The sequence below is a fragment of the Nocardia panacis genome (assembly GCF_003598715.1).
GTDB classification, from domain to species: domain Bacteria; phylum Actinomycetota; class Actinomycetes; order Mycobacteriales; family Mycobacteriaceae; genus Nocardia; species Nocardia panacis.
The window spans coordinates 26,161-52,046 of the sequence record NZ_QZFU01000019.1 but is presented as its reverse complement, the minus strand read 5'-3'; the positions used below and the strand labels follow the sequence as shown (position 1 = coordinate 52,046).

Below are 25,886 nucleotides of genomic sequence, written 5' to 3'. Positions count from 1 at the left end.
GACTTAGGTTAGTCTGACCTGGCTTTGAAGTCGGAATTCGAGAGAATACGCTGTGGGCGCAAGGACGAATGCCGATGCTCAGAAGGGCGAAATATGACAACAGTCGAAATGCCCCATGTCAGCGAGTGCACGGTCGCGAACTGTTCCTACAATCATGACGGCTGCCACGCCTATGCGATCAACGTATCGGGCCAGAATGGCAGCGCCGATTGCGCCACCTTCATCCCCCTGTCGATGAAGGGCGGCTTGGACACCGTCACCAGTATGGTCGGAGCGTGCCAGCGCGCCGACTGCGTCCACAACCAGAACCTCGAATGCGCTGCGGGCGAGATCCGTGTCGGCCCCGGCACCGGGGAACACGCAGCACGCTGCCTCACCTACAGTCCGCGCTGATCACGACCGAACCGGCACGGTCGCAGGTCAATGACCTGCGACCGTGCCGGTTCTTCCGCTGTGTGCGAGCCCAACCGGTGCCCTACGCGGTACCCTACGTTCATGAAGGCCAAGACGAGTGTGTATCTCGACCCCGCGCAGGCTGCACAGCTGAAGGACGCTGCCGAGGCGACAGGGAGGTCGGAGGCCGACCTCATCCGTGAGGGCATCGATCTGGTTCTGCTGCGAGCGCACACGGTGCGTCGCACTCGCCCTTGGCCCTCGTTCGATTCCGGCGATCCAGGGTTCGCCGCCAACAGTGCGGATTTGTTGGGACAGGCATACGGCGAGTGAGCTTCTTCATTGCCGACACCTCGGCTGTCATCGCCGCCTACGACCGGGCGGCGGAACTGCACGAGCGCGCCAAGGAATACCTCGCCAACTCCGTCGCTGTCGTCTCGCCACTGGTGTTCGACGAAATCGATCATCTACTCGTCGCCAGATTCGGAAAGGACCGTCGGACAGCGAATCTCGTACTCGACGACCTGCTCACTTCGGCAGAGGAGGGTGCGGTGCTCATTCCGGCTGTCGACCGTGACGACCTCCGAGTCGCCCAGAGGATCATCCAGCAGTACCGCGGCCTCCGCCTCGATTTGGCTGACGCGGTCAATGTCGTGCTCGCTGAGCGTTACCTCACCAATGACCTGCTGACATTGGACGAGAAGGACTTTCGCGCCGTGCGACCGTTGACACCCACCCATGTGTCGTTCCGGCTCCTGCTGCAGGACGACTGAACCGCCGAGGCGTGTCGGCGAAACACTGCAGGGGGCCTCGGGTTCGCCGGTGCGAACCGCGGGCGGTCCGGCGTTGGCCGATGATGCTATTGGGCGTCGTCGGGTTGTGGAGTGTTCCAGCGGCGGGTGTCGGTGATCTGGGTCAGTGCCGTGATTCGGTCGTCGCGGGTGGTGATGATGTGGGCGAAGGCGGCGTCGACGTCGCCGTGGCCGGAGCGGGCGGTGCCCCAGTAGCGGCCGGTCACGACGACGCGGTGGTGATCGACATGCAGGTATTCGATCGGGTCGACGTGGATGTCGTAGGCGGCGGCGACGCGGCCCCAGACGTCTTTCACCATCGCGGTCGGTCCGTGGTGGTGACCGCCGACACCGAGCGGCATGCCCGCGCTGACGGTGCCTTCGAAGTCGTCGGTGAGCAGGTCGTGGGTGGCGAGTGCGTCGTGGCGGGCGAGTGCGTCGTAGAGCTTCGCGGCGATCTCGGTGGGAGTGGACATGATGTCTCCATGAATTAGCGAGTGGTCTCTAATATGATGAGAGCATGCCACACGCCCCGCCCTGCCCGCTACGGCGCCAACGTGTTCATCGAATGCCGAGCCGGGGTGGCTTGATGCCTAGGCGTTCCCTCGGCGAGATTCGAACTCGCAACAACCGCATCCTGAGTACGGCGCCTCTGCCAGTTGGGCTACGAGGGATAGCGAAAGGCCACTCGGGGACGTGTCGCCGAGTGGCCCTGAGGGGTGCGGGGATTAGGGGCCGTGGCGGGCGGGAAAGGCTAGGGTGCGAGGCGACGTGACACCCGGGGAGAGCAGGGTGCCGGTCATGGGGGAGCCTTTCGGGGAGGGGGTGGATTGCACGCTAGCACCGGATCATGGTGGGCGGTGCGGGTTCCGGGCACGGGTGGGCATATGTCCGGTTCAAGGTTTGCGGGCTTGGAGGGTGAAGCTGAGAGGGAGGCGCTCGGGTTGGTCGGTGAGGCGGTATTCGCCGGAGGCGTCGTAGGTCATGCGGCCGGGGAGGGCTTCCCAAGGGACGCTGCGGTGTTCGGTGAGGCCGGTGAGGGTGAGGCCCGCGTCGAGGACGGCTTGGACGATCTCGCCGAGGCCGTGGTTCCACTCGTGGGTGGTGGTCGCGGTGAGCCGGGTGTCGGTGGCGACGTAGGTGGTGTCGTCGGAGAACACCACGGGCTCAGCGGTTTCGAAGTAGGGGTAGCCGATGACGAGTCGGTCCGTGTGGGTTTCGTCGACCGACTGGAGGACGGGGTGTCCGTCGCGCAGGAAGAGTCGGCCGCCGGGGCGCAGCAGCGCGGCGACGGTTCGTGCCCAGCGCGCCACGTCGGGCAGCCAGCACAGGGTGCCGACGCTGGAGTAGACGAGGTCGAATCGCGCGGCGCCGAGGGCGGTTTCGGCCGCGTAGACATCGGATTCGACGAATTCGATGGCGGCGCCCGTCTTCTCGGCCAGGGCGCGGGCTTGGGCAAGGGAGCCGGGGGAGAGGTCGAGTCCGGTCATGGTCGCGCCGAGGCGGGCCAGACCGAGGGTGTCGGTGCCGATATGGCATTGCAGATGCACCCCGCGCAGGCCGCGTACGTCGCCGAGCAGTGGCAGATCGAAGCGCAGGTCGCTGCCGATGAAGTTCGGATCGGCGAGGAAGTTCGCGAGGTCGTAGTCGGCGGACGCGGCGTGCAGCGGCGCGCGTTCGTCCCAGTTGGCTCGATTGAGCGCGAGATAGTCGTCGGTCACTCGGCTCACTGTGCCACGATGGGCGGGCCGGACGCATGTGAAATTATTGGCGGCAACCATTCGGCAATTCCAACGGAACGGATGAATCGGGCATGATCATCGCTATGAACCGGGCTGCCGGATGCAGGTGACCGCGTTGGTCTGGGTGATCACCATCGCGGCGATCCTCGGGCTGTTCGTCTTCGACTTCTTCGCCCATGTGCGCACCCCGCACGCGCCGACCTTCGCCGAATCCGGTTTCTGGTCGGCGGTCTACATCGGTCTGGCGCTGGCCTTCGGCGGAATCATTGCCTGGCAATGGGGTTCGCGCTACGCGGGGGAGTATTACGCGGGTTTCGTCACCGAGAAGGCACTCTCGGTGGACAACCTGTTCATCTTCCTGATCATCATGTCCACCTTCGCGGTGCCGAGGATCAACCAGCAGAAAGTGCTGCTGATCGGTATTGTCATCGCGCTGGCCATGCGCGGGGCGTTCATCGCGGTCGGCGCGGCCGCGATCAATGCGTTCAGTTGGGTGTTCTACCTGTTCGGCCTGTTCCTGGTCTACACGGCCGTCAAACTGGCACGCGAGAGCGGCCACGAGGCCGAACACGAGCAGCAGCGCGACAATCGGATCATCGTGCTGGCCAAACGTCTGCTGCCGACCACCGACGAATACGACGGCGACAAGCTGATCACCCGCATCGACGGGCGCCGGGTGCTGACCCCGATGGTGCTGGCCTTGCTGGCGATCGGTTTCGCCGACCTGCTGTTCGCGCTGGATTCGATTCCGGCGATCTACGGTCTGACCGAACAGCCCTACATCGTGTTCACCGCGAACGCGTTCGCCCTCATGGGATTGCGCCAGCTCTACTTCCTGATCGGCGGACTGCTGGATCGTCTGGTGTATCTGTCCTACGGATTGGCGGCGATCCTCGCCTTCATCGGGGTGAAGCTGGTGCTGCACGCACTGCACGAGAACACCCTGCCGTTCATCAATGGCGGCGAAGCGGTGGCCGTCCCGGAGATCTCCACGCTCGCCTCGCTCGGCGTGATTATCGGCATCCTGCTGGTCGCGACGGTCGCCAGTTTGATCAAGACCCGCGACCGCGGTAGGCAGCGCTAGCTCAGAAGAGTCGATTCGTGCCGGGCGTCATGGTGAACCCGTGTCCGCTGACGTCATTGCGGCAACTGACGCCCATCTGCTCGGTCTGACAGGTGAAGCCGTGCACGGTCAGGCTGGCCCCGGCGGGTAGCACCTGCCCACCGCTCTGGCCGCCACCGTCCTCGGGTGGTCCGACGAACAGGCCCTGATTCACGCAGAGGTAGCTGGCGCTTTCGCCGACCGCCATGGCCGCGGCGTCGGGCGCGCTGTTCCAGCACGCCTGCATCTCGGGCGGCGGTGGTGTCGATCCCTGGCATCCCGCCGAATGTCGGGATTGGCCGACCGCCTCGTCGAGGATGCCGCAGGACAGGCCGCGGTCGGCGGTGTGGAAGAAATAGCCGCCGACCGCCTGGTACCAGGTGGGATCCATCGGTCCATGGCCGGTCGGCACCCGATCCGGCGTCGGCGGGGCCGGTGTGCTGCCGGAGCAACTCGTGAGCAGCGCGGCGAGCGTCGCCGACGCGAGCAGGGGAGCGGATCTGCGCACAGCGCGAGTCTGCTCGATAACGCGCGCGTCGGGCAGCAGCGCACCCGGTGTGTCGCCGGTAGTTAGCTGAGTCTCATTCGGTGAACGCGCCGAGCGCGGGGAACCATTCGACGACCCGCACCGCCTCGATCAGGCCCTGCTTGTAGAACGGATCCTCGGCGAGCAGCGCCCGCTGCGCCGCCTCGTCCTCGGCGCGGAACAGCAGCAGCGCGCCCGATCCATCCGGATACGGGCCGCTGGTCAGCATGGTGCCCGCCGCCAACTGCTCGCCCAGCCAGGCCCGGTGCGCCGGACGGTGCTCATCGCGTCCGGAGACGGTCGCGTCGGAATAGTCGTAGTGAACGGCGAAAATCGGCACGGTCCGGTCGCTTTCGGTCGGCAGGTCAGAGGTTCAGCAACATTCGAGTATTGCCGAGGGTATTGGGTTTGACGTAACTCAGGTCCAGGAATTCCGCCACACCGGTGTCGTAGGAGCGGCACATCTCGGCGAAGACCTCGGCGGTGACCGGAGTGCCGTCGATCTCGACGAATCCGTGACTGCCGAAGAACTTCGTCTCGAAGGTCAGCACGAAGACCCGCTTCAATGCCAATTCCCTGGCCACCGCGACGAGTTGTCGCACCACGAGTTTGCCGACGCCGGTGCCCTTCACATCCGGGTCCACCGCGACCGTGCGGACCTCGCCGAGGTCGGCCCACAGCACGTGCAGCGCCCCGCAGCCCACCACCCGGCCGTCCAGTTCCGCCACCCAGAATTCCTGAACCGACTCGTAGAGCGTGACCAGATTCTTCTCCAGCAGGATGCGGCCCGCGTAGACGTCGATGAGGCGTTTGATCTCGGGCACATCGGAGGTTCGCGCGCGTCGCACTACCGGAGCCGGGAGTTGCGTGGCCTGGTCGGTGTCGCGTGTCGAACCGCCCAGCGGTCCCGTTGTCGTCATGGGGTGCACATTAGTCCGGCCTGGAACAGGTGGTCATCCGTGGCGGTGCCCTTCGCTCCGGCCGTGCGCGGGTCTACGGACGGCTTCGCCGACAGCGCCCGTTAGGCTGAGCGGGTGCCGCACAATCTGTCGTCCTGTTCACAGCTGCGCGTCCTGTGCCGCGCCCGGAACCGGCGACGGATATGAGCGATCGTCCATCGGCGTGCCACGCCTCGAAGTCACAGACGAGACCCGCCGACGAGTCGGGGGGCGGGTGCAGACCGCAGCCGAACGCCGCCGAGGCGGAGGTATGACGGTGCAACCGGAGGAGATCGACCGATCCATCGCGCAGGCGTCCGGCGCCGCGCAACCGGAGCCCGCGGTGCCATTGCTGAATATCGCCAATGTGCTCACCATGCTGCGCATCGCGATCGTGCCGCTGTTCGTGCTCGCGCTGTTCACCGAGGGCGGCCACGAGACGGGGTGGCGGATCGGCGCGGCCGCGCTGTTCGGCCTGGCCGCCATCACCGACCGTTTCGACGGGCAGTTGGCCCGCAAATACGGTTTGGTCACCGATTTCGGCAAGCTCGCCGATCCGATCGCGGACAAGGCGCTGATCGGGTCGGCGTTGATCGGGCTGTCCATGCTCGGCGATGTGGCCTGGTGGATCACGCTGGTCATCTGCGGCCGGGAGATCGGGGTGACGCTGCTGCGGTTGGCCGTGGTCCGGCGCGGGGTGATACCGGCCGGTCGCGGCGGGAAGCTGAAGACGCTGGTGCAGTCGGTGGCCATCGCCGTGCTGCTGCTGCCGCTGTCGGGTGGATTCGCAACGGCCGGAATGGTTTTGATGTACGTTGCGGTGGTGCTGACGGTGCTGACCGGATTGGACTATGTGGGCCAAGCGGTGCGCGTGTGGCTGGCGGGCGGGCCGGGGCGGGCGCGTCGCGCATGACCGATCCGCTGCTGGCCGAGGCTCCCGCCGCCGATTTGGTGCGTGCCCTCGCGGCGGCCCGCCAGACCGTGGCCACCGCCGAATCCCTCACCGCGGGCCTGGTGTCCGCCGCCATCGCCGGGGTGCCCGGTGCGAGCGCGGTGCTGCGCGGCGGCCTGGTGGTGTATGCCACCGATCTCAAACACAGCCTGGCCGGTGTCGGCGCGGAGGTGCTGGCGACGGAGGGGCCGGTGGCGGCGAGTACGGCCGAGCAATTGGCCGTCGGGGCGCGCAGCCGGTGCGGCGCGGACTGGGGCGTCGGACTCACCGGCGTCGCGGGTCCCGAACCGCAGGATGGTCATCCGGTGGGCACGGTGTACCTGGGGTTGGCCGGTCCCGGCCACACCGAGGTGATGCGGTTGAAACTGTCGGGTGACCGGTGGACGATCAGAATCGGCGCTACCAAGACCGCGCTGCGCGAGTTGCTGCGGTGTCTGCGGGATACGCGGTAGGTGTTCGGGTCGAGCCATCGGGCCGAGGACAGTCGGTGCGGCGGTCGGGAACCTCCCGGCCTTGCCCGGCGTTGTGCCAGAAAGAACTGCGTGCACGGTGTGGGCGCACATCGCGCGGGGAGCGAAGGAGAACGAGATGACGCTGCTGCGAGAGGCGATCGGGGACAGTCTGCGGCGTGCTCGTCTCGCCCAGCACCGGACCCTGCGCGAGGTTTCCACCTCGGCGCGGGTCAGCCTCGGCTATCTGTCCGAGGTGGAGCGGGGTCGCAAGGAGGCCTCCAGCGAACTGCTGGCCTCGATCTGCGAGGCGCTCGACGTACCGCTGTCGCGGGTGCTGTGGGATGTGAGCACGATCATGGCGGGCGCCGACGGATTGCCGGTGCCCGATGGCCGGGTGGCGGCAGAGCCCGCGCCCGCCGAATCCGTGGCTGCCGAGCCCGCCGCCGAGGAAGCGCCGGTCGCGAGCATGTCGGCGGCGCAGGCCGAGCCGATGCCGCGCATCGATGGGGACACCAGGATCGTCATCCCGGCTCCCAGGAGCGACATGCTGGTGCTGGTTCGGAATAACTGACACCCCCGGTGCGGTGGCGGCTCGCCCTGACGCTGCGGACCACCGCCGAAAACGGCTAGATTCTCACTAGGCGTCTGTTGGGCCGGGGTTCGCCCGGCGCGGGTGCCGCATGGTGGAGGATAGGCACATAGGCGGGTGCGTGACGGTCGCGCACCCCGGCCGCTACAGCGGCACAGCAGATGGAGGCGGGATCAATCGATGGCTAATCCGTTCGTCAAGGCCTGGAAGTACATGATGGCCCTCTTCGACGCCAAGATCGAGGAGCACGCGGATCCGAAGGTCCAGATTCAGCAGGCTATCGAGGAAGCCCAGCGTCAGCATCAGGCCCTCTCGCAGCAGGCGGCCTCGGTGATCGGCAACCAGCGCCAGCTGGAGATGAAACTGAACCGTCAGCTCGACGAGGTCGAGAAGCTCAACGCCAACGCCCGTCAGGCGGTCACCCTGGCCGACCAGGCGGCCGCCGCGGGCGATACCGAGAAGGCGATTCAGTACACCAATGCCGCCGAGGCGTTCGCGGCGCAGTTGGTCACCGCCGAGCAGTCGGTCGAGGATCTGAAGGTCCTGCACGACCAGTCGCTGCAGGCCGCCGCGCAGGCCAAGAAGGCCGTCGAGCAGAACGCGATGCTGCTGCAGCAGAAGGTGGCAGAGCGCACCAAGCTGCTCAGCCAACTCGAGCAGGCCAAGATGCAGGAGCAGGTGTCGGCCTCGCTGCAGCAGATGGATTCCACGCTGTCCGCGCCGGGCAGCACACCGAGCCTGGACGCGGTGCGCGAGAAGATCGAGCGCCGCTACGCCACCGCCCTCGGTGCGGCCGAGCTGGCGCAGAATACGGTCCAGGGCCGCATGATGGAGGTCCAGCAGGCCAGCGTCCAGATGGCGGGCCACAGCAAGCTGGAGCAGATCCGCGCCTCCATGCGCGGTGAGGCGCTGCCCGCGGGCGGCAACACCGCCATCAATCCGGCACAGGCCAATCCGGCGGCCACCACTCAATTGAACAAGGGCCAGGCCGCCCAGCAGTAGACGGTTCGACGGTTGCCGATCCGCTGGACGGCATCCGGAGACCCGGCGAGCAGGCCGTCTGCCGCGCCGGTCCCGGATCCGTGCCGGGTGGTCGGTGGGAGAGATGGCATGAGCGGCAAGCAGTCCGGCGGTCGTCGCGTGGTGGCGCGGGCGCAAGCGGTGTTGGCCCGGCAGCCGGGCGGTCTGCCCGAATCGCTGCTGGAGATGGGCGAGCACGCCATGGTCACGGTGCGCCGGTGGGCCGATCCGCGTGAGCGGGAGTTGCGCAGGCGGCGTCGGATGCGCCGCCGCAGTCTGCAACTCGGCACCGCCTCGGGTCTCACCACGGCGGGAGCCGTCGGGCTGTTGATTGTTTCCGCGCCCGCCTGGGCGGTGGTGGTGCTCGGAGGCGGCGCGGTCGCATTGGTGACCGGCACCGCTGTCAGCACCCGGCGATATCTACAGTCGCGTGCGTCGCCGCTGCCGCAGGCCGCGTTCGTGCCGCGCAAGCGGCCCCCGGCTCGGTCGGTGGCGCGCGCCGCCATCGACAGGTTGCAGCGGGCCGAACGCGCGCTGCACGCCCTGAGCGCACAGATCGTCACGTCCCGGCGCATGCCTGCCGAGGAGTTCGCGCAGATGGTGCGGACGGCAGGTTCCGGGGCGGCGGCGCTGCATGCGCTCGCCGCCGATATCGCCGCCATGGAGCAGGCCGTCCAGACGGTCGGCCAAGCCAATCCCGCTGCCGCGCGGGCACTTACCGAGAACGCGCGGTCGGCTGCGGTGCGACTCGAGGGTGGTGTGGCCGAATACGAGCAGGTGGTGGCCGCGGCGGGCAGTGTGCTGGCCGTACCCGAAACCGCCGTGCAGGCTTACCGGTTCGACGATATCGTCGCCGAACTGCGGGATGCGGCCGACCGGCTCGACGGGTGGGCGCAGGCGCTCACCGACCTCGCCGATCGTTCGCCGCGAATCTAGTTCCGCGCGACGGACGCGGCCACGTCGGCCAATTCGGCCACGGTGCCGGTCATGATGGTGGGGATGTGCTCGGTGAGCGTGTCGATCGGCCAATTCCACCAGGCGATTTCGAGTAGCCGCGCGATATCGGCGTCGTCGAAGCGGCGGCGGATCAGGGTGGCCGGATTGCCGCCGACGATCCCGTAGTCCGGAACATCCTTGGTCACCACGGATCCGGACGCGATGATCGCGCCGTGACCGATGCGCACCCCCGGCATGATGGTGGCGTTATTACCGATCCAGACATCGTTGCCCACCACCGTGTCCCCGCGCACCGGCAGGTCGACCAGCAGTTGGATGAACTCCTCCCAGGCGCCGCCCATCAGGTGGAACGGGAAGGTGGACGGCCCGTCCATGCGGTGGTTCGCGCCGCCCATGATGAACCGCGCGCCCTCGGCGATGGCACAGAACTTCCCGATCACCAGCCGATCCGGACCGTAGTGGTAGAGCACGTTCTCCTGCTGGAATCGCGTCGAATCCGCGAATTCCGCATCGTAGTAGGTGAATTCGCCGACCTCGATGAGCGGTGAATCGATCAGCGGCTTCAGCAGCGCCACCCGCTTCATCCCTCGGAACGGATGCAGCACAGTCGGATCGGGCGCGGACACCGGAGTCCGCTCACCGGGCGGGTTGGTCATTGTTCGATACTGCCAGGTCGACCTGCTTTTCAACGGACCGGGTGGTCCGAATCGCCCGATTCGCCGGTCCACAGCGTCGCCATTTCGGTGCGCACAGATCGGGGACAACCCTGATTTGCACCCGGATATCCGGGTTCACCTGGTGATTTCCCGGATCGGGAGTGACAGCATGGAGGAGTCGGATCGCCACGGCGGCGGTCGCGCAGAGCGAGCCTTCGGAGGCATCATGTTGTGGAAGATCATCGGGATCGTCGCGGTCGTCTGGATCGCGCTGGCCATCCTCGGTGCGTTGATCAAGGGGCTGTTCCCGATCCTGGTGATCAGCGCCATCGTGTTCGGTTTGTACCTGCTGTACAAGGCGGTGTCCGGATCGAACGACAACAACAATCACGTCAGCAAGCTGTAGCGGATCGGCGGCGGATACCGGGACTATCCGCCGACCGGTCGCACGGGCCGCGCGTCCGCCTTATCGGCGGCGTGCGGCCCTGCTCTTTGGTCGGTGCGAATCCGCCTGCGCGGCAACGCGTTCGAGGACCGGACGCCACGACTCGATCGGGCGCACCCGCAGGCCGACGATCTTGCCCGCGTCATCGGCGCGGCGCAGGGCCAGGGCGGCGGCGAAATCCGGTTCGGCGCGGAAGGTTTCGATCTCCTCGGCAGTCATCGGACCGCCCTGCGCGATCAAGGTGCGCAGGCTGGCGGGGGAGAGGTGGTGTCCGGTGTCGGTGGCGGCCAGGAAACGCTTTGCCACCACATGCAATTCGACCAGGCGGGCGACTCGGTCGCCGAGCAGGTCGCGGATCGCCGCCGCGCCATTGCGGCCGTGGCCCGCGTCGTCACCGGGGACCAAGTAGTGGCCGATATCGTGGACCAGCCCGGCGACCTGGAGTTGTTCGTCCGCCGGATGATCGCGGCGCAGCAGTTGCGCGCATTGCAGGTCGTGATCGAGGATCGCGATCGGGTCGCCGCTGCGGTCGGCCGCATCCCAGGCGTCGGCGCATTCGCTCAGCAGCGTCAGCAGGTTCTCGACCGTGGATACGCGCATGACCGCTCCTCCTTCTGGTCTGGACCATAGATGTCCGGTGCGGGCTCAAAGGTGAATTCTGTTGGCCTCGCGGCGGGACGGCGGGTGAAGAGTGCACCTGACGGAATCGCCCGGACGAGTGTGGCACGCTAGGGCATGTGTCGAAGTCTCCTCCGGCGCCGTCGCGGCCCAGCTCGCCGCCTGGCCGCGTTGTCGTCGTCCCCGATGCAAACCCGGTATCGGCTCCTCCTCCGCCTTGCCAGGCGAGGAGCTGAGCCACGGATGCCTCCGAATGAGACTCCGACACAGGCCAGGGGCCGATGCGAGTAGCCGTCGTCGCCGGACCCGACCCCGGCCACGCCTTCCCCGCCATCGCCCTGTGCCTGCGCCTGCGCGCGGCAGGTGACGAACCGGTGTTGTTCACGGGGCCGCGCTGGATGGGAGCCGCCAAGGCGGCCGGAATCGCCGTGCGCAGGCTCAAAGGGCTCGCACCCCGACCCGGTGAGGACGATGCCGACGCCGGGCGGCGCCTGCACGAACGCGCCGCCCACATCTGCACCGAGATCCTGCCCGATCTCGGGGCCATGCTGCCGGAGCTGGTGGTCTCCGATGTGCTCACCGTCGGCGGGGGGCTGGCCGCCGAGCGGTTGGGCGTGCCGTGGGTCGAGTTGTCCCCGCATCCGCTGTACCTGCCGTCGAAAGCGTTGCCGCCCATCGGAAGTGGGCTCGCCCCCGGCGTCGGGTGGCGCGGGGGTCTGCGCGACGGTCTGCTGCGCGCCATGTCGGCGCGCGCCGTCCGGCACGGGCAGTCGCAGCGCGAGCGGGCGCGGGTCGGTATCGGGTTGCCCGCCGCCGATCCCGGTCCGGCGGCGCGGTTGGTCGCCACGCTGCCCGCGCTGGAGGTGCCGCGTCCCGACTGGCCCGCCGCCGCGCACGTCATCGGCCCGCTGTTCTGGGAACCCACCGACGCCGTGCTGCCGCTGCCGCCGGGTGACGGCCCGCTGATCATGGTCGCGCCGTCCACCGCGCACACCGGCGTAACCGGGATGGGGGAGATGGTGCTCGCCGCCCTCGCCGGAACCGGTGTGCGCGTGGTCATCTCGCAGCTCACGGCCCCGCCCGCCGACCTACCGCACTGGGCCACCGCGGGTTTGGGGCGTCAGGACCAACTTCTGCGCCACGCCTCGGTGGTGGTCGGGGGCGGCGGACACGGTCTGCTCGCCAAAGCCCTGTCCCACGGAGTTCCGGTGGTGACCGTCCCCGGCGGCGGCGATCAGTGGGAACTCGCCAATCGCGCTGTTCGTCAAGGTAGTTCGCTCCTGATTCGCCCACTCACCGAATCCGCCGTCCGCACCGCCGTGCTGCGCATGCTCGCCGAACCCGCATTCACCGCCGCCGCGCGGCGTGCGGCGGAAAGCGCTACCGAGGTCGCCGACCCGGTTCGGATCTGTCATGAAGTGCGGGAAGGAGTTCCCGCGCGATAGTTCGCGGTGGGAGCCCGGCCGAGCGGTCGTGGTCGCGACACCGGTATGTTGGCACGGTGCGGCTGACCGAATTCCAGGAGTTGATGCACACCGAGTTCGGTGTGGCGCGCGCGGATGCGCTGCTCGCCGACCATATGATTCCGGCTCTCGGTCGGACCGGCGCCAATGCGATCGAGGCCGGTGTCGATCCGCGCGATGTGTGGCGCGCTCTGTGCGCCGAGTTCGACGTGCCCCGAAGTCGCTGGTAGTCGCGCTGCCGCTACCCGCCTGAATTTCCGCTGGTCGACCTGCCGTCCCGGCGGCGTTCGTGCGCAGGCCGGGCTGCTGTCGTTACCCGCTGCCGCCGGAGCAGACCTCGCGACGAATCTGCCTGCGCTGCAAGCTGATCCGGTGCCGGGTCGAGGCAGGGCCTAGCTTCGCCTGGCTTGGTGGCGTGCCGCTTTGGTGCGGTTGCCGCAGGTCGACATCAAGTGCCAGCGGCGGGTGCCGTTCTTGGATGTGTCGTAGAAGAACAGAACACAGTCGGGGTGCGCGCACTGGCGGATGCGATCGGGGGCCGTGGCCATCAGATGCAGCAGGTTGTCGGCGGCGAGCCAGCCGGGGATCCAGATCGGGTCCGGGATATCGGGGATGTCGACGGGGCCGGTGGCGGTGAGGGTGCGGCGGATGCGGCCGTGCTCGAGAATGGCGTTGAGGCCGGTGGGGTCGGCGCGGGTGACGGCGTCGTGGATCGCGGTGCGGGCGGTGCGGGTCGCGTCGAGGGTGTCGCTGGTGCATGGCGCGGTGATAGCTGCGGCCGCGAGCCAGATGGCCAGGCCGGTGGTGTCGGTGAGCAGGTCGCGCGGTCCGCCGTCGATCCAGCGCGTATTGAGCAGATCGAGTGCCCGCGGTTCGCCGGTGTGGGGACGTGGATCGAGCATGACTGAAGTATCGGCCTCCCTGCGGTCGGTGTGAGTGTCGGCCCCTTCGATCGTCGGGACGTGCAGGCGGACGCGGCCGCAGACGGCACTAACCGTTCAATCATATTTCAGGGGTTGACGATGGGTCGGCGATTCACCTGCGGTAATAACCGCTCAAACACTGAATGATGGTTATATTTCAGGAGGATTCATGTCTGTCGCACTCGCCACCGGACATATCGGGCTCAACGTCGCCGATCTCGAACGCTCGATCGAGTTCTACCGGCGCGCACTGGGCTTCGAGCAGTTGACGGCCAGTGTCGACGGGGAGCGGCGTTTCGCCTTCCTCGGCAGGGACGGAAAACTCGTGCTGACGCTGTGGGAGCAGAGCACCGGCTCGTTCTCCACCGCCACACCGGGGCTGCATCATCTTTCCTTCCAGGTCGACAGCCTGGAACAGGTGCGCGCGGTGGAGTCGACGCTGCGCGAACTGTCGGTGCGTTTCGCCCATGACGGCGTCGTCGCGCACGGGGAGGGCGCGGCATCCGGCGGGGTCTTCTTCACCGATCCGGATGGCATCAGACTCGAGGTCTATACCCTTGCCGGAGCCGAATCCCTGCCCGCGCCGAGCGGTTCCGCACCGACCTGCGGATTCTTCTGAGCCACTGTGATATTCGGCGCGATGACTCCGTTCCATTCCGGTGAAATGGCCGTGCAGCGGCGTATGGGCCAGAGTGAGATCGCCGCGCGAACCGGCCGCATGATCCGGTCCGAGATCCCGCCGGTCGCCGCGGATTTCCTCGCCGCTCAGTCCGAGATGGTGCTCGCCGCGGCCGACGCGGCGGGCAGGCTGTGGGCGGGTGCGGTGACCGGTCGGCCCGGTTTCGCGCACGCCATCGACGCCAGGACCATCGATATCGCCGCCCTGCCCGCCATGGGAGATCCCTTGCGGGAGGCGCTGTCCCGCTCGACCCGCATCGGTCTGCTCGCCCTGCAACCGCAGCGGCGCAGGCGAATGCGGGTCAATGGGATGGTGGATCCGATGGCCGACGGGTTGCGCATCACGACCGAGCAGGTGTTCTCCAACTGCCCGAAGTACATCTCGCGCAGGGAGATCGAGTCCCGCCCCCCGAGTGGCACGCCCTCGCGGCCGCTGCTCGGCACCGAGCTCGACGCCGAGCAGCGCGCCCGAATCGCCGCGGCCGACACCTTTTTCATCGCGACCGCGGACCGGGACGGGAATGCCGACGCCTCGCATCGCGGCGGCAATCCCGGCTTCCTTCAGGCGCTTTCGTCGACCCGGCTGCGCTGGCCCGACTATCGCGGCAACTCGCTGTTCATGACGCTCGGCAATATCGCGGTCCAGCCGCGATGCGGTTTGCTCGTCCGGGATTGGGCCACCGGCGACACTCTCCAGCTCACCGGAACCGCCGAACTGGTGTCGGATGCGGACGCCCTGGCGGTCGAATTCACCCTCGCCGAGGTGGTGGAGATGCGCGGTGCGCTCGGGCTGCGCTGGAGCGGGCCGGAACTGTCACCGGCGAATCCCTGATGTAGCGCGTCGGAATAGTGCCGCCGCGCGGTAGCGGATCGATTGCCGGTATCGCGCGGATCGATGCGCGTGTCGTCGGGCGCGTCGCTTGACTCGAACATTTGTTCGTCTAGGCTGGTCGCCAGAACTTGTCGGTGCCGCCCTCTAGTGTGGGCGCCAACCATAAAGCGAGACTTACCCGTCGAGAAGGGGATCAGCACATGGCACCACAGGCCTACGACCGCGACAAGGCGCTCGAACTCGCCCTCGCCCAGGTGGAGAAGAGTTTCGGCAAGGGCGCGGTCATGCGCCTGGGCGAGGAGGTGCGCCAGCCCATCTCGGTGATCCCGACCGGCTCCATCGCGCTGGATGTGGCGCTGGGGATCGGCGGTCTGCCGCGTGGTCGCGTCGTGGAGATCTACGGTCCGGAATCCTCGGGTAAAACCACCGTCGCCCTGCATGCCGTCGCCAATGCGCAGGCCGCGGGCGGTGTCGCCGCCTTCATCGACGCCGAGCACGCCCTGGATCCGGACTACGCCCGCAAACTCGGCGTCGATACCGACGCTTTGCTGGTCTCCCAGCCCGACACCGGCGAGCAGGCCCTGGAAATCGCCGATATGCTGGTCCGCTCCGGCGCGATCGACATCATCGTCATCGACTCGGTCGCCGCGCTGGTGCCCCGCGCCGAGATCGAGGGCGAAATGGGCGACAGCCACGTCGGCCTGCAGGCCCGCCTGATGAGCCAGGCCCTGCGCAAGATGACCGGCGCCCTCAACAATTCCGGCACCACCGCCATCTTCATCAACCAGTTGCGCGAGAAGATCGGCGTCATGTTCGGCTCCCCCGAGACCACCACCGGCGGTAAGGCGCTCAAGTTCTACGCCTCGGTCCGCCTGGATGTGCGCCGTATCGAAACCCTCAAGGACGGCAGCGACGCGGTCGGCAACCGCACCAGGGTGAAGGTCGTCAAAAACAAGGTGTCCCCGCCGTTCAAGCAGGCCGAATTCGACATCCTGTACGGGCAGGGCATCTCCAAGGAGGGCTCGCTCATCGATATGGGTGTCGAGCACGGTTTCATCCGCAAGTCCGGCTCCTGGTACACCTACGACGGCGACCAGCTCGGCCAGGGCAAGGAGAATGCCCGCAAATTCCTGCTGGAGAACACCGATGTCCGCGACGAGATCGAGAAGAAGATCAAGGAGAAGCTGGGTATCGGCGCCGATGTGACCGCCGCGGACGCCGAGGTGCCCGCCGATTTCTGACGCGATGCCGGGGCGGCGCACCTCCGATTCGGTGTCCGAGGCGCGCCGTCGATTGAACGAGATCCTGTCCGCCGTGGGGCAACCGGGAATGGCCCCATCGGCCGGGCGGGATTCGGAACGGGTCCGCTCGGCCGACGGTGGTTCGGTCGAGGCGGACCTCATGGGGAGTCGGTCGAGCGCACCCGATCCGCAGCGGGCGCGCTCGGCCGGATCCCCTCGGGGTCGCCGCGCCGGGGCGCGGTCCGGGACCCGGGCGTCGGCCACACCTTCCGCCGACGACCCGGAGGATCTGGTGGCGGCCGGATCCAGCGGTACGGTCGAGCAGGCCAAGGAGGCATCCCTGCGCCTGCTCGCCGTCCGCGCCCGCAGCCGTGCCGAACTGTCCCGCCGCCTCACCATGAAGGGTTTCGCCCCGGAAACGATTGAGGCGGCCCTGGAACGTCTCGCCGAGGTCGGCTTGATAGACGACGCCGCCTTCGCCGAACAGTGGGTGTATTCCCGCCACACCTTCTCCGGTAAGGGCAAGCAGGCCCTGGCCCGCGAACTCCGCGTCAAGGGTGTTGCCCCCACCGAGGCCGCCGCGGCCCTGTCCGCCATCACCTCCGACGACGAAGCCGCCCGCGCCACCGCCCTCATCCGCCGTAAAATCCGCACCCCCATCACCGATCCGGACAAAACCCTCCGCCGCCTGGTAGCCATGCTCACCCGCCGCGGCTATTCCCCCGCCACCGCCTTCGCGGTAGTGAAAGCCGAACTGGCCCAAGCTGATTCGGAGAAACCCCCACCCGAATTCGACTGACGCCGAATCTTGGATAACTGGACTTATAATAAGTCCAGTTATCCAAGATGGAGGCGCTGTGGACAAACCCCAAGGCATGTTCGATCGGGACTTCGAGTGGGCGGAACTGGCGAGATTCGCCGAATTCGATGATCCGCGGGCAACTTTGGGCATCGTCTCCGGTCGGCGGCGGCAGGGGAAGACCTTCCTCCTGGATGCTCTGGCCACCGCCACGGGCGGTTTCATGTTCACGGCGACCGAGACCACCGAGGCCGACGCGCTGCGGTTGTTCGGCGACGCACTCGCCGATCACCTGGGTGAACCGGTCCCGTTTCGATTCGAGTCGTGGAACACCGCGATTGCGAGGTTGATGCAGATCGCCACGAACGGTCCGAAGGTGGTCGTGATCGACGAGTTTCCCTTCCTGGTCAAGGCGTCACCGAGTCTTCCTTCCATCATCCAGCGCGAGCTGGACCCGGGAGCGCAGCATCGCAACATGCCGGTGCGGCTGCTGCTGTGCGGATCGGCGATTCGGTTCATGGGTCAGCTTCTTTCAGGAGGCGCACCACTGCGGGGTAGGGCCGGCCTGGAGTTGATCGTCCCTACCTTCGACTATCGAGGTGCTGCGCGATTCTGGGGAATCGACGATCCGCTCACCGCGTTTCGGACGAATGCGATCGTCGGTGGTACGCCGGCCTATCGCCGGGAGTTCACGCAGGGCGACACACCTGCCGGACCGGATGATTTCGATGCTTGGGTGGTGCGTGCCGTGCTGAATCCGGGCCGCCCCCTTTTCCGGGAAGGGCGCTACCTACTGGCAGAAGAACCCGCCCTCCATGAAGCCGGTTTGTATCATGCAGTGCTTGCCGCCATTGCGGACGGCAATGCAGGCCGGGGCGCAATAGCGAGCTGCTTGGAACGCAAATCGACCGATCTGGCGCACCCGTTGGCCGTGCTACAGGACGTCGGGATGATCACCCACGAACGGGATGCCTTCCGCCGTAACCGATCCGAGTACCGCATTGCCGATCCGCTCATCGGCTTCTATCACTCGATCATGCGACCGAATTGGGGTGATCTCGAGCGACCGGGCCGGGCCGCAACAGTGTGGCGGCGGGTGCGGCCCACCTTCCGCTCCAAGGTGCTCGGCCCGCATTTCGAGCGAATCTGCCGAGAATGGGCGCGCTGGTATGCCGATGCGGAAACCTTTGGCGGCTATCCGGATCGAGTGGCCTCGGGAACCGTCGCCGATCCGGCGTCGAAGTCCACGCACGAAATCGATATCGCGGTTTTCGGTCGCGATGGGGAACGGGAACAACTCTTGGCCATCGGCGAGGCCAAATCCGGTGAGCCGGTCGGACTGGGTCATCTCGAGCGACTGCGCCGCATTCGAGAGCTGCTCCTCGAACGAGGGATCGCGTCCGAGCAGACGCGACTCGCGCTGTTCGGTGCCCTTGGCTTCACGTCGGATCTGCTTCGGGAAGCGGAGGCGGACAGGGGGATTCAGTTGGTGGGCCTGGATCGGTTGTACTGCGGGGAATGAGGGCTGACATGGTGTGACGTTTCAATCGCAGGTAATCCCCCGTGTCTGTCGCAGCGCTTGTGACGGGAGATGGAGTTGCAGGTTGCCGCGCCGCCCGTCGTGGGTCGGCTCCCCTGTCGACCGCCCGAGCGCTGCGGTCAGGTCGGAGGGCGGCACCGTCACCGATATCGCGGGTAGGTCGTGCAATGGAGCAGGTCGTGGCTTTCCGGCCGCGAGCTGGGCTATCCACGTGGCTTCGAAACGTCGCAACGGGAAACTCCGGTGAAGAATGCATACTTGCTTTCTTCAATCCGGTGGCTGCGCCGCCCCTGAAGAAATATTCTCAACTGCGAGAAGGCTGCAGTGATATGGCATCATATGTTGATGCAGTTCCGAGAAAATCGCAAGAGGGTCCTGGGATTCTGCGTCAAGGCAGCGGCAATTGCCTTTGCGGCGACCATGGCGCCGCTCGTGGCAATGCCCCTTGCCAGTGCCGCGTCGACACCGGCCGAGGCATGCGGGTCGGGCTTCCGTGAGATCGACCATCATGACCTGCCTCTCGGCACGGTATACCTCTTCTACAATGGCAGTGATAATTGTGTCGTTACCTGGAAAAATTCCTACTCGGGTACCCCGACGATCGTAAGCGCCGGAATTCAACTCGCAGACCAGCCCTCGACAAAGGTTTCCGATTCGGGCTCGGATTACAAGTATTACGCAGGCCCCGTGAAGATTTCGGCAGGCGGTAAATGTATCCAGTGGGACGGCGAGGCTCAAAAGCCTGGGAATGTCGCAACCATAGACAACTACTGGAAATCCGGTTCGAGTCACTGCGGATAACCAACGACCAGGTGGTGCGGAACAATAGCGGCCTGCGATTGCTACCGAAACCCGGAGATGCTGCGGCGCGGGCGGGTTCGCTTGGGTCGGATGGGTGTGGTACGGCTTTGCGGGGATGCTGCCTCTCGTTGGCCGACTGAGCCGGATCCGAATTTGAATCGGCTGAATGCCAGGGCGCTGAGGACGATTGCGCCGCCTATCACCTGTAGGGCGGTGATGTGTTCGGCTCCGGCGAGGACGGCGAACGCGGAGGCTGCTACCGGCACCGCGAACATGAAGACCATTGTTTGGGTTGAGCCGACTCGTTGTACGCCCCAGTACCAGGCGACGAGGCCGTAGATGGTGACGGCGAGTACCGAGAAGGCTAGGGACCATGCGGTGAGTGCGGAAAGTCCGGTGTGCCTTTCTGTTTGGAGTAGCGGTGATAGCGCGAGCGATATGGGGACTAGGAACGCCGTGCCGAGTAGTGAGGCCCACGCTGTTACGCGGAGCGGGCTGTAGGCCCCCAGCATGGGGCGGGTGATGACCGGGTACGCGCCCCACAGTAGTGCCGCCGCGACGGCTGCGAGATCGCCCAGTGGCCGATTGTGGGCGACTCCGCCTGTGCCGCGGCCGACTACTACCAGTACCACTCCGACCATGGCGATGACCGCGCTCACCAGTACGGTGCGGCGCACCGGTTCTCCGGTCAACATCGCGAAAAGGGCTGTGCAGAAGGGGGATAGCGCGATGAGGATCGCCGATTCGGTGACGGTGGTGAGTGCCACGGCCGCGCTGAAGGTCAACTGGTAGGCCACGATGCCTACCGCCGCCGACAAGACCAACCGGGGCCACCATCGCCGGGCGATCCCGATGGACCCCCGCCGCTCGCGCAGGAGAACCAGCGCGAGCAGTAGGGGAGCGGCGAAGGCGAAGCGGATCGCGTTGTAGCGCAGCACATCCAGTTCGCGCAGGCCCCAGCCGGTGACGGTGTAGCTCGCGCCCCAGACGAGGCTGACCGAGGCGAGCAGCCAGGTGGCGCGGTCAAGCCGCACGCGACACGCTCACCTGGTCGAGGATCTGTTCGACGGCGGTGATCCCCGATTGCAGTGCGCCCTGGATCCAGGCGTGCGCGACGGAGAGGTGTTCGCCCGCGAAGAAGACGCGGGGGTTCGAATAGGGGTGTGGCGCACCGAGTTCGGCGTGGTATCTGGTGTGCTGGCCGGGGGCGAGGTAGGCGAAGGCGCCGCCGCCGATGCCGACCTGTTCGTCCCAGGTCCAGTGCACGACATCGTCCACGGTGGCGGTGATTCCGGGGTGCAGTTGTTCGAGGGAGCCGAGCACGATTCGGGTGCGGTCGCTTTCGGGGAGGGCGGCGAAGCGGCGGGCATTGTTCTCCCACAGGTAGGCCGCGGTGAGTACGGCCGCGCTGTGCGAGCGCTCGGGATCTGCTGCCACCCAGCGGGTTTCGCCGCCTTCCTGTCGCGCATCGGCCGCATTGGCTGGATTGGCGGCATTATCCGAGGGATACCAGACCTGCTGGATGGGCAGGTCGGTGAAGCTGCCGCCGCCGAAGATGCCGTCGCCGTGTTCCCAAGTGCGTTCACGCACGTGCACAAGGGTTTTGGCGCTGCTGGCGTAGCTGATGCCGCGCACCGCCTGCCGCTGTTTGGCGGGCAGGGCGGGGGTGATGTCAATCTGGTCCAGGCCGGGGGCCGGGATCGCGCACACCACGTAGTCGGCCGTGTCGGTGATCTCGGCGCCGTGCCGGTCTCCGCGCAATCGGACGCCGTCGGCGGTGATCCGGATCTCGGTGATCCGGGTGGCCAGTCGCAGGCTGCCGGGGCGCAGCACGGTGGCGAAGGCGCGGATGAGCGCGTCGGTGCCGTCGACCAATTCGAGTTGGTCGACATTGAATAGTCCGAAGTAGTCGACGAGCACCTCCAGCAGGGAGGCGTGCTCGTAGTGCAGTAGTCCGCTGGCATTGCCGATGAGATCCCACGCGTCGGGCGAGAGGCGTTCGCGGGTGAACTGCCACAGTGACGTGGCGGCCAGTCGGTCGAGTTCCGGATCGGCGACATCGCCCGCCAGCAGCGCCTTGCGGCGGTGGTCGCCGAGGCCGTGCCAGGCCTCGCGCAGCAGTTCCTCCAGCAGCCGCAGCGGGTCGTCCTGTTCGCCGGGCTCGAGCCGGTAGGCGGGCAGCACCTCGCGCACCGCGTGGCGTCGTGCCCGTCGCCCGCGCAGCAGATAGTAGGCGTCCGGATTGGCATTGACGAAAGGTCTTGTCGCCAAATCGAATTCATTGATGTAGTGCAGTGTGCAGTGGTGGTTGCCCGGTATCCGCATGGCCCCGAGTTCGCCGTGCGTGCCATCCCAGAAGCGCTGGGTGCGCACCCGGCCGCCGGGCCTGGCGGTGCGCTCGTAGATGGTGACGTCCAGCCCGTGCCGCTGTAATTCGTAGGCTGCGGCCATGCCGCCCGCTCCAGCCCCGATCACGGCCACTCTGGCCGGTTCCGCGCCGCCGCGACCGCGGCGCAAGTGGCTCGGAAAGGCAAACGATTCGTCGAAAATAACGTCGGTGGTACCCATTCGAGCATCAACTCCCAGATCGCAGAATAGCGCTGTCGGCGCAGCCGTCCTCGACCTCGCGCATGGTCGGAGCGAAGGCGGAGGTACGCCCTAGGTGACGCATCCCGCGGTCGGAAACGCGGGATGGCTACGAGCCTTGCCGCCGCGCGGTCTGTGATCGAGAGTTCGAATCGTGATGAGCGTAATGCGTTCGTAACACCGGATATCCGACATATATCCGATATCCGGTGCTGTGCGAATCAGGGTTTCGGGCCTGCCGGATCGACGCCCGGTGCGGCGTCGGTGAGCACCGAGTCGGCGGGTAGTACGACCGCACCGCCTTTGATCCGTCGTCTGGCTCGCAATCGCTGTTCCACCTTGGTGGCCAGGAATCCGAGTGCGCTGTTGAGGATGATCATGATGATGGCGATGACGATGAGCGCCGGGATCGTATTCCCCTGTGCCGCGCCGAGCTGGTAGCCCGAGCGCACCACCTCGATATAGGTGATCTGGTAGCCGAGGGCCGAATCCTTCAGCGCCACCACCATTTGCGAGATGATCGCGGGCAGCATGGCGGTGATGGCCTGCGGCAGCAGGATCAGCCGCATGAGCTGACCCTTGCGCAGGCCGAGCGCCAGCGAGGCCTCGGTCTGTCCGCGCGGCAGCGATTTGATGCCCGCGCGCACGATCTCGGCGATGACCGACCCGTTGTAGATGGTCAGGGCGGTGACCACGGCGGTGAGTCCGAGCTGCTCGGTTTCGACCAGGTTGTATTTGGAGAACGCCGCGAACAGGAAGATCATCAGGATCAGCACCGGGATGGCCCTGGCCACCTCGACGATGGCGCCCGCGACGAGGCGCACGATCCGATGTTCGGAAAGCCGCAGGATCCCGAACACCATGCCGAGGACCAGCGCCAGCACGATCGACAGGAATGCCGCCAGCACAGTGCCTTTGATACCGGGCAGCAGGTAGGTGGTCCACACGTCCTTGTCGAGGAATGGCTTCCACTTCTCCGCCGTGAACTGGCCCTTGTCCGCGAGGCCCCGGTACAGAAACCACAGCGCGGCCGCCACCACGACGACCACGACGGCGCTGTAGATGCCGTTGCGCAGGCGCGCTTTGGGACCGGGCGCGTCGTAGAGTACGGACGCCCCACTCATCGGGCCACCTCGAATCGCTTTGCGAGCCAACCGAACAGCAATCCGGTGGGCAGGGTCAGGATGACGAACCCGAGCGCGAAGATCGCGCCGATCGCCAGCAGCGCGGCCTCCCTGTCGATCATGGTCGACATCAGGGCGGTCGCCTCGGCCACGCCGATCGCCGAGGCGATCGTGGTGTTCTTGGTGAGCGCGATGAGCAGGCTGCCGAGCGGCGCGATCACCGCCCGAAATGCCTGCGGCAGCACGATGATGCGCAGGTTCTGCAGGAAGCCCAGCCCCAGCGACCGGCCCGCCTCGGACTGGCCCATGGGGACGGTGTTGATGCCCGCCCGCAGCGATTCGCAGACGAATGCGGCGGTGTAGATGCTGAATCCGATGACGGCGAATCGGAAATTGTTCTGCGCCAAGGAATTCGGCCCCTCGGGCGCGAGTCGGATGCCCAGGCTGGTGTAGAGGCCCAGCGACATGAACAGGATGATCAGCGTCAGCGGGGTATTGCGGAAGATGGTCACGTAGGCGGTGCCGACCCAGCGGGCGACCGGGATGGGGGAGACCCGCAGCGCGGCGACGACGGTGCCGAGGATCAGCGCGCCGATCGCGGAGAATACGGTGAGCTGAATGGTGACCCAGAACGCGTCCAGGATCTGCGCGTGGTACTGGGAGATCAGGTCGAACACGGCGGACGCGTCCCTCCGATCGAAGTTGGAGCCGCCGGGGCAACGAGGGGTGGGGCGGGCGATCCGGTCCGGCTTTCCCGGACCGCCCGAGCGACGAGATCAGCGGTGGCGCACCGCGATCAGTAGCGCACGACCTTCGGCGGCGTCGGCGCCTGGTAGCCCGAGGCGCCGACGGTCTGGTCGAACGCCTTCTTCCAGGAGCCGTCGGCGATCATGGCCTCGACGGCGTCGTTGACCTTGTCGCGCAGTTCCTTGTCGCCCTTCTTCAGGCCGATGCCGTAGTTCTCCGTGGTGAACGGCTTGCCGACCACTTTGAACGAGCCCGCGCTCTGCGCGGCGTATCCGGCCAGGATGATGTCGTCGGTGCTGACCGCGTCCCACGAACCGGCCTTGAGACCCTCGAGGCACAGCGAATAGGTGTCGTTGGTCTGCAACTGGGTATCGGGGAAGTTCTTCTGCAGGTTCTGTGCGGGGGTGGAACCCTTGACCGAGCAGACCTTCTTGCCCTTGAGATCGTCGGGGCCGTTGATCGTGGCATTGTCCGCGCGCACCAGCAGCGACTGGCCCGCGATGTAGTAGGGACCCGCGAAATCCACCTTCTCCTTGCGCTGGTCGCTGATCGAGTAGGTGGCCACGATGTAGTCGACCTGACCGTTCTCGATGAGCGTCTCGCGCTGCGGGGACGGCGATTCCTTGAAGGTGATGCCGTCCGGCTTCACACCGAGCTTGCCCGCGACATACCGGGCGACCTCGACATCGAAACCGCTGTAGGAGCCGTCTTTGTTGCGCAGGCCGAGGCCGGGCTGGTCGAATTTGATGCCGATGGTGAGCTTGCCACCCTTGGCGTGGTCGAGCGCCGACTTCTTCTCGCTGCTGCCGCAGCCTGCCGTGGTGGCGGCGGCCAGCGCCAGTGCGGCCACCCCGATGCCGAGCCGAAGCGCACGGTTGATCCTCATCGAGTATTTCTCCCTCTCGTGATTTCTCGGTCGAGCTGTGCCAGCCCGGTTCAGTGGCTCAATATCTTGCCGAGGAAATCCTTGGCGCGCTCGGATTTCGGCGCGGTGAAGAAGGTTTCGGGGTCGGCGTCCTCGACGATCTGTCCGTCGGCCATGAACAGGACCCGATTGCCCGCGCGGCGGGCGAAGCCCATCTCGTGGGTCACCACCAGCATGGTCATCCCCTCCCTGGCGAGCGCGACCATCACCTCGAGCACCTCGTTGACCATTTCCGGGTCGAGGGCCGAGGTCGGCTCGTCGAACAGCATGACCTTCGGGTTCATGGCCAGCGCGCGGGCGATGGCCACCCGCTGCTGCTGGCCGCCGGACAGTTGCGCGGGATATTTCTCGGCCTGATTGGCGATACCGACCCGCTCGAGCAGTTCCATGGCCCGCCCGCGCGCGTCCTCCTTCTTCGTCTTGCGCACCTTCATCGGGGCGAGCATGACGTTTTCCAGGATTGTCTTGTGGGCGAACAGATTGAACGACTGGAACACCATGCCGACATCGGCGCGCAGCGCGGCCAGTGCCCGGCCCTCCTTCGGCAGCGGGACACCGTCGACGGCGATATCGCCGGAGTCGATCGGCTCGAGCCGATTGATGGTGCGGCACAGGGTGGATTTCCCGGAACCCGATGGTCCCAGGACGATCACCACCTGTCCCTTGGGCACTTCGAGATTGATATCGCGCAGCACGTGCAGTTCGCCGAAGTGCTTGTCCACTTTGCGCATCGAGATCATCGGTGCCCCCGTGGCATACGCAGCCTGCGCGGCATCCGCGGTGGTCTCGATTCCGATCGGATCGGCGGCGTCGTCGGTCATGGTCCAAGACCTTAAGGGGTAAAACCGGTTTTGCCCGAGTTTCCGCAGAGACCGGATCCGCCGCGAATATGTCCACTCGTCGGCTTTTCTCGTCGCGTATCGGGCAATCGACCAAATGTCTCACCGCGCCGGTCGATTCGGTATTCGTGTACCTGCGGTAATAGCTATTCGCGCGTCGCGCGTGCCCGCCGATACCCGCGGCGGCCCCGGACCTCGCGCGACGGA

General features: G+C 66.6%; 32 protein-coding genes and 1 tRNA gene. 18 read left to right on the top strand and 15 right to left on the bottom strand.

All coding sequences use genetic code 11. From position 1 onward, the window contains the following. Positions 1-93 precede the first annotated feature (93 nt). The 3 genes from D5S18_RS14865 to D5S18_RS14855 all read left to right on the top strand — a co-directional run bounded on the left by D5S18_RS14865 (position 94) and on the right by D5S18_RS14855 (position 1,166). Complete coding sequence (locus D5S18_RS14865) at positions 94-393, top strand: DUF1540 domain-containing protein (RefSeq protein WP_120041346.1); 300 nt, start codon at positions 94-96, stop codon at positions 391-393. Between the two features lie 102 nt (positions 394-495). Beyond that, positions 496-726: a ribbon-helix-helix domain-containing protein gene (locus D5S18_RS14860; RefSeq protein ID WP_158607877.1), complete on the top strand. Its 231-nt coding sequence runs from the start codon at positions 496-498 to the stop codon at positions 724-726. Then, complete coding sequence (locus D5S18_RS14855) at positions 723-1,166, top strand: PIN domain-containing protein (RefSeq protein ID WP_158607876.1); 444 nt, start codon at positions 723-725, stop codon at positions 1,164-1,166. Before D5S18_RS14860 ends, D5S18_RS14855 begins: the two co-directional genes overlap by 4 nt. 86 nt (positions 1,167-1,252) lie before the next feature. Here D5S18_RS14855 and D5S18_RS14850 read toward each other — a convergent pair whose 3' ends face one another. The 3 genes from D5S18_RS14850 to D5S18_RS14840 form a co-directional block, all read right to left on the bottom strand. Next, a complete protein-coding gene (locus D5S18_RS14850) occupies positions 1,253-1,660 on the bottom strand; it encodes a nuclear transport factor 2 family protein (protein WP_120041340.1) in 408 nt (135 codons plus the stop codon). A 124-nt stretch (positions 1,661-1,784) separates the two neighbouring features. Beyond that, positions 1,785-1,858: transfer RNA gene (locus D5S18_RS14845), tRNA-Leu, on the bottom strand. A 222-nt stretch (positions 1,859-2,080) separates the two neighbouring features. Then, positions 2,081-2,914 (bottom strand): class I SAM-dependent methyltransferase, encoded by an 834-nt coding sequence (locus D5S18_RS14840; RefSeq protein WP_439651125.1) that lies wholly within the window; start codon positions 2,912-2,914, stop codon positions 2,081-2,083. Positions 2,915-3,026: 112 nt separating this feature from the next. Between D5S18_RS14840 and D5S18_RS14835 the strand changes: the two genes are divergently transcribed. Next, positions 3,027-4,010: a TerC family protein gene (locus tag D5S18_RS14835; RefSeq protein WP_120041336.1), complete on the top strand. Its 984-nt coding sequence runs from the start codon at positions 3,027-3,029 to the stop codon at positions 4,008-4,010. Position 4,011: 1 nt separating this feature from the next. On the opposite strand, the gene D5S18_RS14830 is transcribed toward D5S18_RS14835, so the two are convergent. From D5S18_RS14830 to D5S18_RS14820, 3 genes are all read right to left on the bottom strand, one after another. Then, on the bottom strand, positions 4,012-4,536 hold the full coding sequence (locus D5S18_RS14830; RefSeq protein WP_120041334.1) for a hypothetical protein: 525 nt from the start codon (positions 4,534-4,536) through the stop codon (positions 4,012-4,014). Between the two features lie 73 nt (positions 4,537-4,609). Further along, a complete protein-coding gene (locus D5S18_RS14825) occupies positions 4,610-4,894 on the bottom strand; it encodes a YciI family protein (protein ID WP_120041333.1) in 285 nt (94 codons plus the stop codon). 25 nt (positions 4,895-4,919) lie between these two features. Next, the gene (locus D5S18_RS14820) at positions 4,920-5,474 is read right to left on the bottom strand and encodes an amino-acid N-acetyltransferase (RefSeq protein ID WP_120041330.1); all 555 of its coding nucleotides are present in this window, start codon (positions 5,472-5,474) and stop codon (positions 4,920-4,922) included. Between the two features lie 289 nt (positions 5,475-5,763). Between D5S18_RS14820 and pgsA the strand changes: the two genes are divergently transcribed. The 5 genes from pgsA (at position 5,764) to pspM (ending at position 9,441) form a co-directional block, all read left to right on the top strand. Next, positions 5,764-6,405, top strand: coding sequence for a CDP-diacylglycerol--glycerol-3-phosphate 3-phosphatidyltransferase (pgsA, locus tag D5S18_RS14815; RefSeq protein WP_120041328.1), 642 nt, complete (start codon positions 5,764-5,766; stop codon positions 6,403-6,405). Further along, positions 6,402-6,896, top strand: coding sequence for a CinA family protein (locus D5S18_RS14810; protein ID WP_120042146.1), 495 nt, complete (start codon positions 6,402-6,404; stop codon positions 6,894-6,896). The genes pgsA and D5S18_RS14810 overlap by 4 nt, the downstream gene beginning before the upstream one ends. Before the next feature lie 136 nt (positions 6,897-7,032). Beyond that, positions 7,033-7,467 (top strand): helix-turn-helix domain-containing protein, encoded by a 435-nt coding sequence (locus D5S18_RS14805; RefSeq protein ID WP_120041326.1) that lies wholly within the window; start codon positions 7,033-7,035, stop codon positions 7,465-7,467. Between the two features lie 198 nt (positions 7,468-7,665). Continuing rightward, positions 7,666-8,487, top strand: coding sequence for a PspA/IM30 family protein (locus tag D5S18_RS14800; protein WP_120041324.1), 822 nt, complete (start codon positions 7,666-7,668; stop codon positions 8,485-8,487). Between the two features lie 108 nt (positions 8,488-8,595). Then, positions 8,596-9,441 carry a phage shock envelope stress response protein PspM gene (gene pspM / locus D5S18_RS14795; RefSeq protein WP_239003772.1) on the top strand — a complete coding sequence of 282 codons (846 nt, stop codon included), beginning with the start codon at positions 8,596-8,598 and terminating at the stop codon, positions 9,439-9,441. On the opposite strand, the gene D5S18_RS14790 is transcribed toward pspM, so the two are convergent. Next, positions 9,438-10,118 carry a CatB-related O-acetyltransferase gene (locus tag D5S18_RS14790; protein ID WP_120041322.1) on the bottom strand — a complete coding sequence of 227 codons (681 nt, stop codon included), beginning with the start codon at positions 10,116-10,118 and terminating at the stop codon, positions 9,438-9,440. The two genes, pspM and D5S18_RS14790, sit on opposite strands and share 4 nt — an antisense overlap. Before the next feature lie 226 nt (positions 10,119-10,344). Here D5S18_RS14790 and D5S18_RS14785 point away from each other — a divergent pair, with 226 nt between their 5' ends. Beyond that, positions 10,345-10,524 carry a hypothetical protein gene (locus D5S18_RS14785; RefSeq protein WP_120042144.1) on the top strand — a complete coding sequence of 60 codons (180 nt, stop codon included), beginning with the start codon at positions 10,345-10,347 and terminating at the stop codon, positions 10,522-10,524. Positions 10,525-10,584: 60 nt separating this feature from the next. On the opposite strand, the gene D5S18_RS14780 is transcribed toward D5S18_RS14785, so the two are convergent. Beyond that, positions 10,585-11,163, bottom strand: a complete 579-nt coding sequence (locus D5S18_RS14780) for an HD domain-containing protein (RefSeq protein WP_120041320.1) — start codon at positions 11,161-11,163, stop codon at positions 10,585-10,587. Positions 11,164-11,462: 299 nt separating this feature from the next. Between D5S18_RS14780 and D5S18_RS14775 the strand changes: the two genes are divergently transcribed. Both D5S18_RS14775 and D5S18_RS14770 read left to right on the top strand, forming a co-directional pair. Beyond that, the gene (locus D5S18_RS14775) at positions 11,463-12,626 is read left to right on the top strand and encodes a glycosyltransferase (protein ID WP_120041318.1); all 1,164 of its coding nucleotides are present in this window, start codon (positions 11,463-11,465) and stop codon (positions 12,624-12,626) included. Positions 12,627-12,682: 56 nt separating this feature from the next. After that, complete coding sequence (locus tag D5S18_RS14770; RefSeq protein ID WP_120041316.1) at positions 12,683-12,874, top strand: DUF3046 domain-containing protein; 192 nt, start codon at positions 12,683-12,685, stop codon at positions 12,872-12,874. Positions 12,875-13,036: 162 nt separating this feature from the next. On the opposite strand, the gene D5S18_RS14765 is transcribed toward D5S18_RS14770, so the two are convergent. Then, entirely contained in the window at positions 13,037-13,546 is a 510-nt protein-coding gene (locus D5S18_RS14765; protein WP_120041314.1) for a CGNR zinc finger domain-containing protein, read from the bottom strand. Between the two features lie 190 nt (positions 13,547-13,736). Here D5S18_RS14765 and D5S18_RS14760 point away from each other — a divergent pair, with 190 nt between their 5' ends. The 6 genes from D5S18_RS14760 (at position 13,737) to D5S18_RS14735 (ending at position 19,458) form a co-directional block, all read left to right on the top strand. Further along, entirely contained in the window at positions 13,737-14,186 is a 450-nt protein-coding gene (locus tag D5S18_RS14760; protein WP_120041312.1) for a VOC family protein, read from the top strand. 21 nt (positions 14,187-14,207) lie between these two features. Beyond that, a complete protein-coding gene (locus tag D5S18_RS14755) occupies positions 14,208-15,077 on the top strand; it encodes a pyridoxamine 5'-phosphate oxidase family protein (RefSeq protein WP_120042143.1) in 870 nt (289 codons plus the stop codon). A gap of 200 nt (positions 15,078-15,277) precedes the next feature. Then, a complete protein-coding gene (gene recA, locus D5S18_RS14750) occupies positions 15,278-16,318 on the top strand; it encodes a recombinase RecA (protein WP_120041309.1) in 1,041 nt (346 codons plus the stop codon). A gap of 289 nt (positions 16,319-16,607) precedes the next feature. Beyond that, on the top strand, positions 16,608-17,117 hold the full coding sequence (locus D5S18_RS14745; protein ID WP_439651142.1) for a regulatory protein RecX: 510 nt from the start codon (positions 16,608-16,610) through the stop codon (positions 17,115-17,117). A gap of 58 nt (positions 17,118-17,175) precedes the next feature. Further along, positions 17,176-18,639, top strand: coding sequence for an ATP-binding protein (locus D5S18_RS14740; protein ID WP_203236748.1), 1,464 nt, complete (start codon positions 17,176-17,178; stop codon positions 18,637-18,639). A 363-nt stretch (positions 18,640-19,002) separates the two neighbouring features. Then, the gene (locus D5S18_RS14735) at positions 19,003-19,458 is read left to right on the top strand and encodes a hypothetical protein (RefSeq protein ID WP_239003770.1); all 456 of its coding nucleotides are present in this window, start codon (positions 19,003-19,005) and stop codon (positions 19,456-19,458) included. 41 nt (positions 19,459-19,499) lie between these two features. On the opposite strand, the gene D5S18_RS14730 is transcribed toward D5S18_RS14735, so the two are convergent. From D5S18_RS14730 to D5S18_RS14705, 6 genes are all read right to left on the bottom strand, one after another. Continuing rightward, positions 19,500-20,492, bottom strand: a complete 993-nt coding sequence (locus D5S18_RS14730; RefSeq protein ID WP_120041305.1) for a DMT family transporter — start codon at positions 20,490-20,492, stop codon at positions 19,500-19,502. Continuing rightward, positions 20,482-22,026 carry a flavin monoamine oxidase family protein gene (locus tag D5S18_RS14725; RefSeq protein ID WP_120041303.1) on the bottom strand — a complete coding sequence of 515 codons (1,545 nt, stop codon included), beginning with the start codon at positions 22,024-22,026 and terminating at the stop codon, positions 20,482-20,484. The genes D5S18_RS14730 and D5S18_RS14725 overlap by 11 nt, the downstream gene beginning before the upstream one ends. A 239-nt stretch (positions 22,027-22,265) precedes the next feature. Then, complete coding sequence (locus D5S18_RS14720; protein WP_120041301.1) at positions 22,266-23,168, bottom strand: amino acid ABC transporter permease; 903 nt, start codon at positions 23,166-23,168, stop codon at positions 22,266-22,268. After that, a complete protein-coding gene (locus D5S18_RS14715; RefSeq protein WP_120041299.1) occupies positions 23,165-23,845 on the bottom strand; it encodes an amino acid ABC transporter permease in 681 nt (226 codons plus the stop codon). The genes D5S18_RS14720 and D5S18_RS14715 overlap by 4 nt, the downstream gene beginning before the upstream one ends. 119 nt (positions 23,846-23,964) lie before the next feature. Further along, positions 23,965-24,801 carry a glutamate ABC transporter substrate-binding protein gene (locus D5S18_RS14710; RefSeq protein WP_120041297.1) on the bottom strand — a complete coding sequence of 279 codons (837 nt, stop codon included), beginning with the start codon at positions 24,799-24,801 and terminating at the stop codon, positions 23,965-23,967. A 50-nt stretch (positions 24,802-24,851) separates the two neighbouring features. Beyond that, a complete protein-coding gene (locus D5S18_RS14705; protein WP_120042140.1) occupies positions 24,852-25,580 on the bottom strand; it encodes an amino acid ABC transporter ATP-binding protein in 729 nt (242 codons plus the stop codon). Positions 25,581-25,886: the final 306 nt, after the last annotated feature.